Genomic DNA, 16574 nt, shown 5'->3' on the forward strand with positions numbered 1-16574 from the left:
CAAAAATACCCATCTAGCAGGCTAGCTCGGCGTATTTATTGACCGATTTTTGTAACTGAGTTACAGAATGATGGCGAGGTATCATGCAGGCACGATTGAAAGTAGACGAGGCACTGGGACATGCGGCTGTCGATGTGATTTCCAATTTGAGGAAATCCGATGGTCAGCTCTCGGCCAGGGAACAGAAGGTCGCCGATTTCGTGTTGGCGAACCTGGAGCGGATCAGCGCGATGACCATTGCCGAGGTGGCAAAGGCTTGCGAGGTCAGCACACCGACCGTTGTGCGGTTCTGCCGAACGATGGGCTGCGACGGGTTCCGAGAATTCAAGATCCGGCTGGCTCAGAACCTTGCTGTCAGCCTGCAATATCTCGATGTTGGCGACCGGCCGGAATCAGAGACAAGTTCCGGATTTCTCGACCAGGTGATCGGAGCCCTTTCGGCGTCCTTGAATGTTATGCGCAAACAGCTCGACGGAGAAGTGTTCGAGGCGGCTAAAAATCATATCGCCAACGCACATACCGTGCTTGTCGGTGGTGTCGGCGGCGGCTCTTCCATGCTTGCGCAGGAGGCTTCCAACCGGCTTTTCCGTCTTGGTGTGCCGACCGTTGCCGTTTCCGATAGCTACCTGCTGCAGATGCGGGCAGCCACCCTCTCGAAGTCCGACGTCATTTTGCTTATTTCCTCCAGCGGCGAGGCGGATGAAATCGTGAGTGCTGCGGAAATTGCAGCGGGATACGGAGCCGCCACGCTGGCAATCACGAAGTCGGGCAGCACGCTTGCACGCTCTGTCGATTGCGCGCTTCAGATCGATCTGCCGGAAGACCCGGACATCTACAAACCAACGGCATCCCGCTACGCGTACCTGGTCATTATCGACGCGCTGGCCATGGCGGTTGCCCAGCTGAGGTCCGACCACACGACGGAGAACCTGCGCCGCATCCGCGCCTCTTTGACAGCCTATCACGGACGGACGGGGCCGCAGCCGCTCGGAGACTAATATCTGTTGTGGAAGTGATTCCGGTTTCTCGAATAGTCGATTGAATTTGATGGCGAATTTCGGTAGCGGCAGCTTAAGGTATGGTGCGAACCCGATCGTCCGCTTCAAGTGTTTTGTGAGTTTCTTAAACAAGAGATTCAACATGTTCAAAGGCGCATGTCCGGCATGCAAACCGGGTCGCAAATCCTCCCTTGCGTCCAGGACAGTCCCGGTTAATGTTCAGGACAAATCGCAGGACGTTACTCATGACAATACTCATCGTCGGGGCGGGCATCTCCGGACTTTCCACAGCATGGTGGCTCACGAAAAAGGGCGTTCCCGTCACCCTGTTCGAACAAGGACCGATCCCCAATCCCTTGTCTGCCTCGGGCGACCAGCACCGCATTATCCGCCGCGCCTATGGTGGGAAAGGGGGCTATCAGCGCCGGATCGGCGATGCCTATGCGGCCTGGGACGAAATGTGGGCCGACATCGGCGAAAAGCACCTTGTCGACACCGGCTTCATGATATTTTCCCAGACGGAGGACGATGGCGGCGAAGCGTACCGGCGTGGCCTGGTCGAGGGAAGTTATCCGTTTGACGAGATGACGCCGCAGGAAACCGCCGACCGCTTTCCTTTCGTCGATCCGGCAACCATTCGCTATGGGCTGGTGAGCGAGGAGGGCGGTGTGCTGCTGTGCCAGAAGATAGCGGCGGATCTGCGGGGCTGGTTGCGCGACAACGGTGCGGACGTGCGTGAAAACACAGAAGTCGCGTCGGTCAATTCATCTTCCGGTACAGTCACGCTTGCCGACGGTTCCTCGCATAGCGCCGATCATGTGATCGTCATAGCGGGTGCCTGGACGCTTGGGCTCTTTCCCAAACTTGACGTCAGTCTCACACCCTATCGCACTGCTGTTGTCTATCTCACGCCCCCCGAAGACCTGCGCGAAGCATGGGAACGGGCACCTGCCATTCTTGATCCGGGCGGGCCGATCGACGGCTATGTTCTTCCGCCGGTTGCAGGAACCGGACTGAAATTCGGGGCCGGAATTCACAAATACCGGGCTGGTCCGAACCAGGACAGGACGCCGAAAAATGGCGAGGGCGTGACCCTGCGCAATCACTTCTCGCCGCCGTTTTCGAGGATCGAGCAATACCGCGTCGATGACGTAGTAACCTGCGCCTATACGTTCACATCCGACGAGCATTTCTTTGCGGTCACCGAGGACAAGGCAACCATCGTCTCCGCATGCTCCGGGCATGGTTACAAGTTCGGGGCGGTGGTCGGTCAAAAGCTCGCTGAAGGGATTTTGTCAAAGGACATGGCGAGAGCACGGACCTGGCTGGAGGCCAGGGACTGAATTTGCCGGATCTGAGGGTATCAATTGTTACGCCGCCCGGATGTTCGGTAGCGTCGGCCCAATTTGTTGCAAATGTCGGCTTTCACCCCTGATCGTGTCTGCTCGCTCACACCATCACAAATCGCTGAAAAGCGGTATCCCATTGGCGTGAGTGTCTAGACACGGCTTGGCAGTCTGCGATCATTGACTCTAAAGTACAAAAATAAAACTACGGGTTGGTGCAACATGTCCGAGGACGCCAGGGAAGCGGTTCTGCAAATCTACGACGCGGTTGCAGATCCCTCGCTCTGGCCGGATGTGCTGCAGCGTGTTGCAGAACAGGTCGACGCCGTCGGATGCATCATGTTCGAGTGGCAAACGGGACCAGCTGCGCGCAAGCTGGCTGTTTCAGTGGCATCCAGCTACTACGATCCCGCGCAGATCGATGTCTATATCGATCGTTTTTTTGAAGAAGAAGCTCGGGACCAGGATATCTTCGAAGCGCATTCCCTGCTGCTTGACCGGATCGATCTTGTCCAGGACGACGTGCTCGCCCCCTCGCTTGGCGCGCTGAAGGAACGCCCCAATGTGCAGACGCTTCAAAAGCTAGGCATCCTTCATCGCGCTGCCGGCCTTCTCAACAAGGACAATTCGGCGCGGTCACGCTTCTCCATTCAGCTGGGAGCGGATCGCGGCCGTCTGACGGAAGCTGAGCAAAATCACCTGGGCCTCATCCTGCCGCATGTCGCCAAGGCATATGATCTTGGAGGGCCCGCCAAACAGCTTGCCGACGAACATTACGGAATGCTCGCTGCCATGGATCGTCTGTCTATTGGTGTTTGCATTCTCGATTCCAATGCAAGCGTCGTGATCAAGAACGAGGAGTTCCGAAGGCAACTTGCCGAATACCGCGTCTTCCGCGTCGATGCGTCGGGTAAGCTCATCTTGTCCAAGCCTGCTGACCAGAAGCGATTTGAAACGCTCAGGGCAGACGCATTGAACCACGGAAAGTTTGGTGCCAGGCCCCGCAAGGAAGCCCTGTCGGCGGAAGAGGATGTCTTTCTTTGTATGGAAGTGGCGCCTCTTCACAAGTCGCAGGAAATCGGCTCCAAGGCTTTTGACGGGTGCATCGTCTACAGTTCCGACACGAGCCTGCCCTTCAGTTGCCAGACGTTGCCGATCAAGACTGCCTATAAGTTGACCGATGCCGAGATGTCGCTGGTCGATGCAATTGCCGAGGGGCTTACCAACACCCAGATTGCAGAGCAAAAGGGTCGTGCGGTGCCAACCATAAATGCGCAGGTCAAATCCATCCTGTCCAAGACACAATGCGCCACGCGTACGCAATTTGTGCGTCTGATGATGAGCTTCGGTACCGATTTTCTCGCGGCGAACAGGAAAAGTTCTTCGCTTTAGACCATTTGGACGATGAAGATCGCTGATTGCGCGGCAAAATACATGTGCCGTCGAGGTTGCAACAATCCATGTACTTTTCCAATGGCTTTTAGTTGACATCAATACCGGTTTGAAATTGTGACTTACTTGCTTGAATTTCTATCGGATGCTGTCGCAGCTTCGGCGGCGCAATTTAAAGTAGTATTTCAGTTTTAACGTGCAGAGGGGAAAACCGATGCAAACGAAGTATGGATTTACAAAATTTACGCCTATCGAATTTTCAACCTGGATCGCAAGGCAGTCCATCAGCCGCGCCTGCGCTCGCGTCCAGCAACATCATACCTGGAGACCTCGCTATTCCGGGTTTTCCGGCAGCAACCACTTTGAGATGCAACAGGGTATCAAACGGTACCATATCAATGTTAACGGGTGGGCCGATATCGGCCAGCACTTCTCGATCTTTCCAGACGGTGCAATCGTCACGGGACGTCCATTGAACCGATCGCCTGCCTGCATCCTCAACGCGAACAGCCGGGCGATCTGTATCGAGTCCATCGGCAATTTCGATGCTGGCGGAGACACCATGCGTTCGGCGCAAGCCGACTCAATTTTCAGCGCAACCGCAGCTCTGCTCAAGAAAATCGGCATTTCCGCGCCAAGCAAAACCAACGTGGTCTACCATCATTGGTATGACGGCAGCGGCGGACTGGTCTACACGAACAGTGGACAGAAAAGCTGTCCCGGCACAGCGTTCTTTGGCGGAAACCAGCTTTCGGATTTTGAAGCCAATTTCCTGCCACGGCTTCGGGCGGCAATGGGCGCGGTGGGCGGTGCCCAGCCCGTGGGTTTGCTCGAATGGGTCGGTGTCACGGCGGACAGTCTCAATATCCGAAAGGGTCCAGGCAGTAATTTTGGCCTGATCAGTGAGCAAGGGCCACTCGATTACGGTGCAGTCGTTCGGGTCTACGAGCAATCGGCGAACGGCTGGCTGCGTATTTCACAATCCAGGCAGTTCTGGGTCTATGGCCGCTACACCGCTCCGGTTGTTCAAGCGACCGTTAATACGGCTGACACCAACGCCCGTCTCGGACCCGGCATGACGTTCGATGTCGAGCGGGTTTTTCAGGACGGTGACCGCGTCTTCGTTTTCGAAAGTGACGGTGAGTGGAAGAAGATTGAAGATGATCTGTGGGTTCACGAGAGCCTTCTGGACATCACCTGAACCGGTTTTTCAAAGAGTTTCCTTTACGTATTGAGGAGCATCAAACATGACCAGGATCATCTTTGTACATGGCATGAACGCGACGTCTGCCAGCTGGAACACGGTTCCGGAGAAATTCAGCCATGCCGGCTACGATACCGTTTCGGTCGATCTGCCGGGACATGACAAGGACCTGCCTCTCGCCGTTCTGTTTCTGGGGAGCAAGGGCACGTACGCCTCCGGACTGACGATGAACGATTATGTCGAGGCAATTGTTGCCAGGTTTCCCGTCGAAGACGAACGCAATGTTGTTCTGGTCGGGCATTCGATGGGTGGTGCGGTGATTTCCCAGGTTGCACACCAACATCCGGATCGCATCAAGCAACTCATCTATGTCGCGGCAATGCTTCCCGATACAGATGACTCACCTGCTAAGATCATAGCCGCGATCAAGGATATGGACGTTCCGGTGACAAAAACCCTGGGTGACTATCTGCCTCATCTGCTGAAGTTGCGATTTGTCTATCAGCCCGAGGAGCCCTTGGGGGAAACGTTCAGCCGTTCGCCCGCATTTGATGCCATTCCGCGCGGGTATGTCCTTTGTGAGGATGATGATGTCATCCCTGCAAAACTTCAGGAAACCATGCTCGAGGCTTATCGCGATGCGAGCGCGAAGTCAGACGTCGATCGGCTGCAGCGCAGCCATTTGCCGCAATATGACAGGCCTGAAGAGCTGTTTGAAACAATAGAGGCGATGCTGTCTGCCTGACAGTGGATTTGGGTCGACCTGAAAATGGTGATCGCTCACGCGGCAGGATGCCGACACAGCTCGTGAGCGGTCGTCAGGTCTCGGCACAGTGCCTTCAAAATGCTTCTCCTTGCCAATTGAATTCAGCAGTTGGCCATCGCAATAAGTCTGCCTCCGAATCCTCGGACCAGATCACTGAAGCGCATGCATGTCCCTCTTCATGCCGCGAGATCGACGGCGCCATGTGCCTGCAGCTTGACGATGGACGTCAATCCGAAACCACGGATATCGATGGTTCCGGCGTCAACGGGCACCAGGCCTTCCAGGCTGTCTTCACCGAAGTCGGACGTTGCCGTAACTTCCATCGGATTGGACAGTGACTGCAGCCTGGACGCAAGGTTCACTGCAGGACCGAAGACGTCATAGACATATTTCTGGACACCAACGACCGATCCGACAACCGATCCGGATGCGATACCGATCCTTGCCTGCCACTGGTGCGGATGGCTCTGGTTGCGCCGCTCCAGATAGCGGATCATCTTCGACGCGCATTGCGCCACCGCACTCGCGTGGTCCGGGTTGGGTGTCGGCAGGCCTGCGACGGCAAGATACGCATCGCCGATCGTCTTTATCCGCTCGCAGCCATGCATTTCGGCAATCCGGTCGAATGCCGTGAATATGTCGTTCAATTCAGTGACGGTGACGGTCGGGTCGGCGGCTGCAGCCATCTGCGTAAAGCCGACGAAATCGAGCATCAGGACTGAAACCGGCTCATAGAGCTTTGGCGTGACGGTTCCAAAGGCGGTGTATTCCTCATAGACCGAACGCGGCATGACGTTGAGAAGCAGCTTTTCGACGCGGTTTTTCTCAAGTTCCAGTTCGCGCGCCTTCTTCTCCGCAATGCGGGCATAACTGTCGATCATGGCCTCCGTCTCGCGCAGCCGCGAGATGTTCTGGCACTCGACGAGGAGTATTCTGCGCCCGTCGCTCTCTGCATGCCTGATAACCGTTTCGATCGTCAGAAGCCGCCGTTTGCGTTTGACTGCAACATCAAGCTTGATGGCGTCCTCAACAGCCAGCCGTTCGACAAGTTCGGCGCGTGTCACGCTGCCAAAGATTTCCTCGAGCGGTGTGCCGTCTTCTACGCCGAACCACGCGGCGAACGCTGGATTGCGGTAGCCGATTGTAAGATCCTCCGGGTCGGCGAGTGCGACACCAACCCCGATATTCGACAGCATCCGCATGCTGATCGCTTCGATATTCATGCTGCCCGGCTCCTTCTGACAATAACAGACCTTCTGGCTTCAACAGCTGCGATCGCCGCGAGGCGGTCCTGTTTGTCAAAGCCCGCATCGACCAGAGTTTCGTTCAACAGCACGGCAATTTCATCAAAATGGTAATGGTCGACATTGAGATGCGCATGCGCCGTTGCCAGCCGCGCGTCAGAGATCTCGACTGGACCGCCGAGCAATCCGGCGATCATCTTGGTTTGATGATCAACCAGGCGTGCCATGTTCACGTCTTCAAAGAAATGTCCGACGATATCGCTGTCGAGCGCGCGTTCGTAAAAATCCGTCACAACCTGACGGACACCGGGAAAGCCGCCGTATTTTTCGTAAAGCGTCTGCGTTTTTCCGGACATCGTTTGTTTCCTTCATTTGGATTGCCGTTGAAACGTCGATGAGACGCGCAAGCTTGAAAGGGCCTGCGCATCCTCATCATCAACGTTTGCGGATCACGATTTCCGCGTATTCCGCGGGGACAATCATCGCGCGTTCGCCGCCAATCGATGCTGCTTCAGCCAGCTTGACCAGATCGTCTTCAAGTTCCGCCGCACCGGTTTCGCCAACGGCCTGGAAGGCCTTGTTCATGGGACCGTAGATCTCGCGCCAGCTTTCGACCCAGGCGCGGGCCGACCGGTAGCGGAAGACAAAGGTTTTCGGGGTGACGGATACGTTTGTGGCATCTGAGCCGAAAAGCTCCTGAAGGCGCTCTTCCGATGACCATTCCAATGGAGAGCGCACACCTGCCGGAGGCGGAACGTGGCGTCCGATCGTCTTGAACACCTGTCCGATGAAACCGGCCGGCGTCCAGTTTGCCATGCCGATCCGTCCGCCTGAACGGCAGACCCTCAGCATCGACTTCGCGGCGGCATCCTGATCCGCAGTGAACATCACTCCGAAAGTTGATGTGACCACATCGAACGATGCGTCCTCGAAAGGAAGGTCTTCTGCATCGGCTTCGCGGAACGCGACCGGCAGGCCTTCAGCCTTAGCTCGCTCCATCCCGGCGCGCAGCCACGCATCGACATAGTCTGTCGAAACGACATCACAGAAGCGGCGCGCAGCTGCCAGCGTGGCGTTGCCGTTACCGGCGGCAACATCCAGGACACGCTCACCGGGGGCAAGGTCGAGCGTTTCGGCAAGTGTCTCGCCAACGATCTGCAAGGTCGTTCCGACTGCCGGGTAGTCGCCTGTTGACCAGACACCCTGCTGTCGCTGTTTGACGGCGGCAAGATCCGGTCCGGAAAAAGCAGGTTGGTTGAGTGCGTTCATCTATGTGCTCCTTTCGGGTTTCAGTTGATGGAGCATTGATCGCATCGCTTCCAAGTTTGTGCTTGAAGATTGCCTGAGGGCTGTGTGGGGATTGTCTGAGGAAAGACTGAAATCTGTCTGGATGAAGCGTCTGAACGTTATGAAACTGGTCGGTGACCATTCAAGTTTCGTCAGGTGAAAGCAGCACGCTGTCAGGCCGGTTGGCTCAGTCGAAACCGGCCAGCGTAAGCCCCCGCATGAACTCTTCGCGGAAACCGGGTTCAACAAACGGGAACGCCCTGAAGAAATGCTCGGTTCTGGTGTCCGCACCGCTTTCGCGGGCCTTGGAGGCGTAGTGCCGGGCGGCTGGCAGATCGTCCGCAAGCGCATGTGTTGCGGCTGCAATCATATAGATCAGGTGATGGGCTCTTGGGGCGTGAACCGCCGCAGCGGCTTCGCCAGCTGCGGCTGCAAGTTCACCTGCCTGCAAATTTGCGAGTGCGCGAACACCGTGCATTGCATAAAGCAGCGGATCCAGCGGACTGAGGTCCAGTGCGGCAGAGGCGTGTTTCAAAGCGGCGCCGGAATGTCCCTGAAGCGCTTCGGCAAAGGCGCGCGAATAGTGACCTTGCGCGAAATTGGGGCTGAGCGAGATGGAACGCTCCAGCCATCCAAGGCCCGATGCGGGATCATTGCTCAGCCAGAAGGAACGGCCCAGGTTGAGATTGGCGAAGGGATCGAGCGGGTCAAGTTCCACGCCCCGTTCGGCAAAGCGGCGTGCTTCGTCGATCGCGGTGGCCTTGTCGGAGGTATATCCAACGAACGCGTCCTGAAACCTTCCAAACGAAAGCCCGGCGTGGGCTCTTGCAAAGTCCGGGTCCTTCGCAATCGCCCGTTCGAAACAGGACTTTGCCGCGGCATTGTTCGCTTCCGTGAATAGAAAGAGATGGCGCAATCCCAGATGATACTCCGCCCAGGCGTCAAGCTTTTCCGTAGACGAGCGTGAGGCGATGGATGCTTCGCGCTGGGTGATATAGATCTCGAGCGACGAGGCGATCTGTTCCAGCATCTCGCGTCTGATCTCCAGAAAGCGATCACTCCGGTCTTCAAACCGTTCTGCCCAGATCACCAGGCCGCTTTCACAGTGAGCCAGTTCTACTGAGACGCTCATCATGTCCTGAAAATGCAACACGGTTCCGGTGAGCGCATAGCGTACCGCGAGGCGTTCTCCGATCGCATTGAGGTCAAGGTTCGGGCCCCGGAATTGAAAGGCCGTGCCCCTGGCAATGACACGCAGCCAGCGCAGTTTTGCAAGACCCTGGATAAGCTCGTGCGGAATCGCTTCGGCCAGAAGCTGCTGACCGTGGTCCGACCCGTAATCCTCGAATGGCAGAACCACGATCGACGGTTTGCCCTGATCTTCGGCTGCTTCCAGTCGAGGAACGTCGATCTGAGGTGCGGCGTGCACCGTCGTACCCGGCGTGATTTCCCTCACAACGCCGACGAACCGAAACCCGCGGCCGCGAACCGTTCTGATCAGGCGCTGCTGGTCTCCATCGTCGCCAATGGCCTTGCGCACGGATTTCATGCAGGTCGAAATGGCCGCGTCCGAGATATACCTGCCGTCCCAGATTTCCGTGACGATTTCATCTTTCGTCACCAGGCGGTCGCGATTGGAAATCAGAAGACACAAAAGATCGAAGGCACGAGGCTCAATATTCACCGGCTTGCCGGAGCGGTGAAGCTCCGCCATCACGACGTCAATTTCCCAGTCCTCGAACGCGAGTTTCATCAATCTTATGGTACCGCTGCGTAAAGCGTTGCTCAAACGGAAATTCGAAAGGAGTGGCGCACTGCAGGTTCACAGGCTCACGTGCCTGCGGATTATGACCAGGCAATTGGCTTGAGAAATCCGCCTCTTGCTTCGCGGACATGTTCGTTCGTACGCACGTTGCTGATAATGAGCCGACCAGTCTGCAGGCTCTCAGCCAGACTGCTTGCGTTAATTCAGATCGAAAGGAAACGCTGTGAACAAAGGGTTTGAGCCATATTTGTATGATACCGTCCCAGACGAGCCTCCCAAGAGATATTTGGTGGCTTGTACTTTTGGTTGTATAGATAATTCAGTGCAATTCAAATAACGCGCATAAATTTTAAGTTGTTCCTGCGTTCATTTGGCTCATTCCTGAGGGGCAGGGCGTAATTTTATTCAATCTTAACTATATGCTGGCATCACTAAGCACGCATTTATTTCCGACTTTAATTCGCGAATGCTTCTTAGGCAGAAGTGTTACCTGGCTCTTGGGGGGAGCTCGTATCATGTCTGACGAACAAATCAGTGTTGAAAAAAAGCGTAAGCGTATCGGGATCTTTGATCGCTTGCGTATCCGAACCCGCATCAATTTACTTGTGGCTTTGACGCTCTTTGCGATTTCAGCACTCGGCATCACCTACCTGACAGGCAGAGCGGGCACCCAGGCATCTCTGGAGAGCAAGAACCAGTTTGCGGCGCTCTATGAGCTTGTGCAGGCGGTCGAAATCGGAGCGCTCCAAATGCGACGCAGCGAAAAGGATTTCCTGCTGCGACGCGATATGAAATATGTCGACAGATACGACAAGTCGGTCAAAACCGTGGACGCCGCTCTGGAACAGATGTCGCAGCTCACAGCATCGGCTGCGGTTTCAGAAAATGTTCAGAGACTGAAAGAAGGCGTCAAACGCCACCAGACGCAGTTTCACAAGGTTTCCGATCTGCGGGTGAAAGTCGGGCTATCCGAAAAAGAGGGTCTTGAAGGAGAGCTGCGCACGGCCGTCCACAATGTGGAGGAACTCCTGAAGACCGCCGAGCTAGACAGTCTGACAGTGAAAATGCTGATGATGCGCCGTCACGAGAAAGATTTCATAATGCGCGGCGCGGAAAAATACGTTGCCCGTATCGACAAGCGGCGGGAAGAGTTTGATGGACTTCTCAAGAATTCTTCACTTCCTCCGGAACTCATTGCTGACCTGACAACCCTCATGGATCAATATCAGGCCGGTTTCAAAGCCTTCGCTGAAACCGCAATGATACTTGCACCCGAAACAAAGCAGCTGAGTCAGATTTTTGCCGAGATGCAGCCGGATTTTGCGAAAATCCGTGAGCTCTCCGAAGAGGGTCAGAACGTCGCCAATGCGGATTTCACATCCACGATGAAAACGACGGATCAGACCTTCCTTGTCGCAAGCATCGGCATTCTGGCGGGCGGAATTTTCCTTGGCCTGCTGATCGGGAGAAGCATCTCAACCCCGATCAATCAGCTGAACAACGCAATGAAATCGCTCGCGGCCGGCGATGCGAGCGCAGAACTGCCGAGGCTCGACACCAAAACTGAAATCGGGGAGATGGTGGAGACGGTTCAGTTCTTCAAGAACGCTTCTGCAGAGCGCATGGACCTGATGAATGAAAGCAGACGTGATCAGGAAGCGCGCGAGCACCGCCAGTCGAAGGTCGATGACCTCGTCCGCGACTTCCGTGAAACCGTTCAAGGGGTGCTTGAAGCGGTCAACTCGGAAAACCGCGAAATGGAATCCTCTGCCGGCAGTCTCTCGACAATTGCCTCGCAAACAACTTCGCAGGCTGACAGCGTTTCCAGTGCTTCCCAGGATGCTTCCAAGAATGTTGAAGCGGTCGCAGTTGCCGCAGAAGCGCTGTCTACCTCAATCAGCGAGATTTCCCATCAGGTTGCCCAGACGAAAACCATTGTTGAACAGGCGACCGACGCGACCATAGAAACGGATACCAAGATTGCCGGACTTGCGGCTTCCGCAGACAAGATCGGTGAGGTCATTCTGCTTATCCAGGGTATCGCCGAGCAAACGAACCTGCTTGCACTCAATGCAACGATCGAGGCAGCCCGTGCCGGCGAGGCTGGAAAAGGCTTTGCGGTCGTCGCGTCGGAAGTGAAAGAACTTGCAACGCAGACCGCCAAGGCAACCGAGGCAATCTCGACCCAGATCACGGACATTCAAAAAGAAACCGAAAGCTCTGTTGAGGCCATCCGTGGGATTGCCGAAACGATGCGCGAAGTTTCTTCAGCAACCGAGGCGATTTCCGCAGCCGTTGAAGAGCAGGGCACCTCTACCACCGAGATTTCAGAAAACGTGCGGTCTGCGGCAGCCGGCTCCAACGAAGTTTCAGGAAACATTGTCAGCGTCCGGCAAGCAGCTGACGAAAGTCAGAGCACAGCAGAGCGTGTGCTTTCTGCAGCAAAAGGTGTTTCAGACAACACCGATCAGCTCAGCCAGGTTATCGACGCGTTTCTTGACGATGTCGCTGCGGCTTAGCCGCAGCGAAGCAATCTTGAGCTGATCCACGGCGCATTGGAGCTGGGGGTCAATTCGCCAACCGGTATGGACTGATGGCAGAGACACAAATTCGGGCCGGCGAGGTGCAAGCCGGCATCGAAGAAGGTCAGAGAGCAATCAGGATCGCCGAAGGGACCTAGGACACCTGATTTACCGCGCGCGCGTAGCGTTCTGGCAGCGTTCCACGCGCGTCCGGGTGACGAGTGCACAGCCGCTGCGCATACAAGCAAGCGCTCAGATTGAAGAACGAGCGTGCGCCGGACGCTGTTTTCGTGAGTGTCAGTCATTGGAGCAAAAGCGATTTTTGGTTGCGGCGTTCTATCCCTCAGGACGCACATTCAGAACGCCGGGACATAGATGCCGGCAATGGTTTTGGCACGGAATCACTTCAGTCAATAGTCGCAAGTTCAGGCAGTCTGGACCTGGCGATTAAGCCACTTTCTGCAACCTTTCCGGATGTTGGTGCAGAGGCGGTATTCAGGATTGCGGGCTCTCGTAGGTGCCGGGTTCAAATACTTCAAATCAGCAGTGCTGAAGGACACAACAAACTTACGATCAAAGAAATCATCGTGTTACGGTTCAGGCTCTTGTTCCTGTCGTGCGCGCCTTCTCGTCTGAAGCATTGGCCGCACTTGATCGGAACCGAGGGAGAGTGAAAGAGAAGCATGATAAGTAAACTACGCATTGCGAGCGGTTTGGTCCTGTTTGTATTTGTTACGGGGCATTTGCTTACTCTGGCGTTTGGCCTTCGATCGATTGAAGCGATGGAAGAGGCAAGTGTCTACCTGATGGGACTGTTCGCAAATCCCGTCGGCGGGCCTCTCCTGATCTTGAGTTTTTTCGCTCACGCCGGTCTGGGACTCTGGACCCTGTTTTGGCGAAACAGATTGTTTTTCAATTGGGGAGACAGCATTCAGGCCCTTCTTGGCCTCGCGATCGTGCCGCTGTTGTTGCCTCATATCATGGGAACCGTCGTCGGCCCGATGATGACGGACACGCATGTCGGCTTTAAATGGGTGCTCGCTGTCTACTGGATTTTCGTCCCGCAGCTGGGAATTCAGCAAGTCCTTGCCCTGATCGTGATTTGGGTTCATGCCTGCTATGGACTGTTTTTATGGATGCAGGTGCAGAACTGGTGGGGGCGCTACGCCACGCTGTCCTACCCATTCGCAGTCATCATTCCGGTTGCTGCCCTCCTGGGTTTTGTTGAGTCCGGGAAAATCCTGATTGCGAACAGCGGCGATCCTGAATACATGGCGCCGGTTCGCGAATCCGCCGAAGCATACGGGTCCGTAGGCGAAAGGCTGATGCAAATTCAGGCCGATGTCTTGTGGTGGTACGCTGGCATTGTTTTTGTCGTGCTGGCAGCAAGAGCGGTTCGGGTTTGGGGCAGAGGGCCGGATGTCTCCCTGACCTATAAAGACGGTCCGACCATCAAGCGGTCCGCCGGTATCAGTATTCTTGAAACCGCTCAGTCCATGGACACGTCCCACGCTGCGCTTTGCGGTGCGCGGGGCCGCTGCGGCTCGTGCGCAGTCCGTGTTCTGGAGGGGGCTGAAAATCTCTCAGCACCCAGCCGTATCGAACAGGACACTCTTGCCCGCCGGTCGTTGCCTGAAGGGGTTCGTCTTGCATGCCAGGCGATGCCGACAGGTGGCAACGTCACGGTGGAACGGGTGTTCCCGCCAACGATCTCACCCGTCGAATATCAATCCTTGCTGCGTGAAAAGACGCCTTCAAGCCCTCCTTCAGATGCGGCATCGCAGAGCGAGGGCGCGGCATGATCAGGTTTTTGACGGCGCTCTTCCTTTTCCTTTGTGTTCAATCGATTGCTCCCGCTTCGGCGCAAATGCTCCTGCCGGGCGCGGGCGCTTCAGAAACCGAGGCGCCGGCGGCAGAACCATCGCCGAACGACATAAAGGAACTTGCGCGCCTTTTGGCCGACCCCGCCATTGTCAACTGGCTGCAACAAAGGGCAGACGGCCTTAATGACGGTGCAACACAAAACCAGACTTTCCGCGAGGCCGTGCAGCAGGGGCTCAACGAAATTGAGAACCGCGTGCAGCTGGTTGGGGCATCGCTCGCCCTGTTGCCGGATGCTCCGGCGATCATTTCGCAGACCTGGCAGGAAGGTTTAGCGCCCAGACAGCAGCTGAACTTCGTTGTCCTTCTGATCATTTTCATCTTCGTCGGCGCCGGGCTGGAGTGGCTCTACTGGAGATACGCCGGATACTTTCGGCGGCGTATTGAACTCGGCCGATCCGACAGTTACCTCGACAAGGCGCGCTCTGCAGTCACAAGGCTTGCGCTTGTCTCCGGCGGGGCGTTGTTTTTTTCTATCGGAACGATTGGAACATTCGTCATTTTCGAGTGGCCACCCAATGCACGGGAGTTTGTTCTTGAACTCCTCGTGTCGCTCGTCATCTTAAGGGCGATTGCGGCCATTGCTCTTTTTGCTCTGGCGCCACGCGTCGAAACCCTGCGGCTGATGCCTCTGTCGCGCACAAACGCGCAGATACTCTATCTCGGCGTTATGGTGACCTCGGCGATCTTGCTCTTCGGTAGCAATCTCTCGGAGACCATCGTCCACCTTGGACGCAACGAACCCGTCGGTCTTGCAATCGATATCTCTGCAGCGGCCGCCGCGACTTTGCTCGCCATTGCATTGCTCTGGCTCATGTATTCCCGCAGCGAGCTGCAAGGCCGGTCCATCCTGATGCCCGTGATCGGCACGTTCGTATTGCTGATGCTTTTTGTACTCTGGCTGATTGGTGCGGAAAGCGCGGCGGGAACGCTTGCCGTTGTCGCGCTTCTCGTGCCGACAGAGCGAATTGTCCGCAAGACCATAGAGCAAGCCTTTCGCGAAAACCGGCCTGACGAAGAGCCGGAAGACCTCGCCGGTGAAGCCAGCGAGGCAGACGAAACCGGAGACACGGTGGAAACCGTGGAGACGGATGAGGCCGCCGAAACAGGCGAGGCCGAAGAGGCCAGTGAAGCTGCGCACGGGATCTATCTGCCTGTCGCCGTGCGTCTTGGCCGGTTCGTCGTTGTTGTATCGGCGGTGATTTGCATTGGCCTCTTCTGGGGTGTGCAGCCCTGGAACATGTCCGCTGTCAACTCAACGCCTGCGCAGATGGTGCGGATCCTGATCGACATCATGGTCGCGTTCCTCATCGGCGATCTGATCTGGACCGCGACAAAAACCGCAATCGACCGGCGCATGGCGGCGATGCCGAAGCTTCAGCCGGGTATTGCACCCGGGCCCGAAGCCCGAATGGCAACGCTGCTGCCGTTGATCAAGAAAGTCGTGCTGGTCACCATTCTGGTGATGGTGGCCCTTATCGGGCTTTCATCGATGGGCATCAACATCACCCCACTGCTTGCAGGGGCAGGCGTTGTGGGTCTCGCCGTCGGTTTCGGCGCACAGGCCCTGGTGCGCGATATCGTGTCCGGTGTCTTCTTCCTGATCGACGACGCGTTTCGCGTGGGCGAATATATCGAGATGGGCGACATCAGGGGCACGGTGGAATCCATGTCCATCCGCTCGCTGCAACTGCGGCACCACCGCGGCGCCGTTCACACCATTCCCTTCGGCGAGCTGAAGTCTCTCACCAACTACAGCCGCGACTGGGTGATGATGAAGCTGGAGTTCAGGGTCCCCTTCGACACCGATCTCAAGCTTGCCAAGAAAATCGTCAAGAACATCAATGAAGAGCTGCAGGCGAATGAGGATTATGGCGACAATTTCCTTCAACCTCTGAAATTCCAGGGCGTCCGGCGGATGGAAGAATTCAACATGGTTGTCGGCGTCAAGTTCATGACCAAGCCCGGTGGTCAATGGACCATCAGGCGTGATGCCTATCAGCGGATCCGGGACGAATTCGAAAAGGCGGGCATCAACTTCGCGCAGCGTAACGTCAAAGTCGAAGTCATCGGCGGTGAAGACCTGAGCGAAAGCGACAAGGAAAAAGCCACTGCGGCAGCCATGGATGCCATCGAACAGCAGGTGCAGGGCCAACCTGGCGGGTGATA

The 16574-nt window shown here is 56.2% G+C and carries 12 protein-coding genes; 8 read left to right on the forward strand and 4 right to left on the reverse strand.

Annotated features, from left to right (window positions below):
- The first annotated feature begins 83 nt into the window (after window positions 1–83).
- The 5 genes from Q0915_RS02975 (at window position 84) to Q0915_RS02995 (ending at window position 5685) form a co-directional block, all read left to right on the forward strand.
- Window positions 84–998, forward strand: coding sequence for a MurR/RpiR family transcriptional regulator (locus tag Q0915_RS02975; RefSeq protein ID WP_299473096.1), 915 nt, complete (start codon window positions 84–86; stop codon window positions 996–998).
- 245 nt (window positions 999–1243) lie between these two features.
- Complete coding sequence (locus tag Q0915_RS02980) at window positions 1244–2341, forward strand: FAD-dependent oxidoreductase (protein WP_299473098.1); 1098 nt, start codon at window positions 1244–1246, stop codon at window positions 2339–2341.
- Between the two features lie 225 nt (window positions 2342–2566).
- Window positions 2567–3736, forward strand: a complete 1170-nt coding sequence (locus Q0915_RS02985; RefSeq protein WP_299473100.1) for a helix-turn-helix transcriptional regulator — start codon at window positions 2567–2569, stop codon at window positions 3734–3736.
- Between the two features lie 214 nt (window positions 3737–3950).
- Window positions 3951–4937 carry an N-acetylmuramoyl-L-alanine amidase gene (locus Q0915_RS02990; RefSeq protein WP_299473102.1) on the forward strand — a complete coding sequence of 329 codons (987 nt, stop codon included), beginning with the start codon at window positions 3951–3953 and terminating at the stop codon, window positions 4935–4937.
- Between the two features lie 46 nt (window positions 4938–4983).
- Window positions 4984–5685, forward strand: coding sequence for an alpha/beta fold hydrolase (locus Q0915_RS02995; RefSeq protein WP_299473104.1), 702 nt, complete (start codon window positions 4984–4986; stop codon window positions 5683–5685).
- A 197-nt stretch (window positions 5686–5882) separates the two neighbouring features.
- Here the strand turns inward: Q0915_RS02995 and Q0915_RS03000 are convergent, their stop codons facing one another.
- The 4 genes from Q0915_RS03000 to Q0915_RS03015 form a co-directional block, all read right to left on the reverse strand.
- Window positions 5883–6929, reverse strand: coding sequence for an adenylate/guanylate cyclase domain-containing protein (locus Q0915_RS03000; RefSeq protein ID WP_299473106.1), 1047 nt, complete (start codon window positions 6927–6929; stop codon window positions 5883–5885).
- On the reverse strand, window positions 6926–7306 hold the full coding sequence (locus tag Q0915_RS03005; protein ID WP_299473108.1) for a group 1 truncated hemoglobin: 381 nt from the start codon (window positions 7304–7306) through the stop codon (window positions 6926–6928). Before Q0915_RS03005 ends, Q0915_RS03000 begins: the two co-directional genes overlap by 4 nt.
- 79 nt (window positions 7307–7385) lie before the next feature.
- Entirely contained in the window at window positions 7386–8219 is an 834-nt protein-coding gene (locus Q0915_RS03010; RefSeq protein WP_299473110.1) for a methyltransferase domain-containing protein, read from the reverse strand.
- Between the two features lie 205 nt (window positions 8220–8424).
- Window positions 8425–9990: a winged helix-turn-helix domain-containing protein gene (locus tag Q0915_RS03015; RefSeq protein WP_299473112.1), complete on the reverse strand. Its 1566-nt coding sequence runs from the start codon at window positions 9988–9990 to the stop codon at window positions 8425–8427.
- A gap of 527 nt (window positions 9991–10517) precedes the next feature.
- Here Q0915_RS03015 and Q0915_RS03020 point away from each other — a divergent pair.
- The 3 genes from Q0915_RS03020 (at window position 10518) to Q0915_RS03030 (ending at window position 16572) form a co-directional block, all read left to right on the forward strand.
- Window positions 10518–12521, forward strand: coding sequence for a HAMP domain-containing methyl-accepting chemotaxis protein (locus Q0915_RS03020; RefSeq protein WP_299473114.1), 2004 nt, complete (start codon window positions 10518–10520; stop codon window positions 12519–12521).
- 686 nt (window positions 12522–13207) lie between these two features.
- Complete coding sequence (locus tag Q0915_RS03025) at window positions 13208–14326, forward strand: 2Fe-2S iron-sulfur cluster-binding protein (RefSeq protein ID WP_299473116.1); 1119 nt, start codon at window positions 13208–13210, stop codon at window positions 14324–14326.
- A complete protein-coding gene (locus tag Q0915_RS03030) occupies window positions 14323–16572 on the forward strand; it encodes a mechanosensitive ion channel family protein (protein ID WP_299473118.1) in 2250 nt (749 codons plus the stop codon). Before Q0915_RS03025 ends, Q0915_RS03030 begins: the two co-directional genes overlap by 4 nt.
- Window positions 16573–16574 lie beyond the last annotated feature (2 nt).

Source organism: uncultured Roseibium sp. (assembly GCF_947494555.1).
Classification (GTDB): Bacteria; Pseudomonadota; Alphaproteobacteria; order Rhizobiales; family Stappiaceae; genus Roseibium.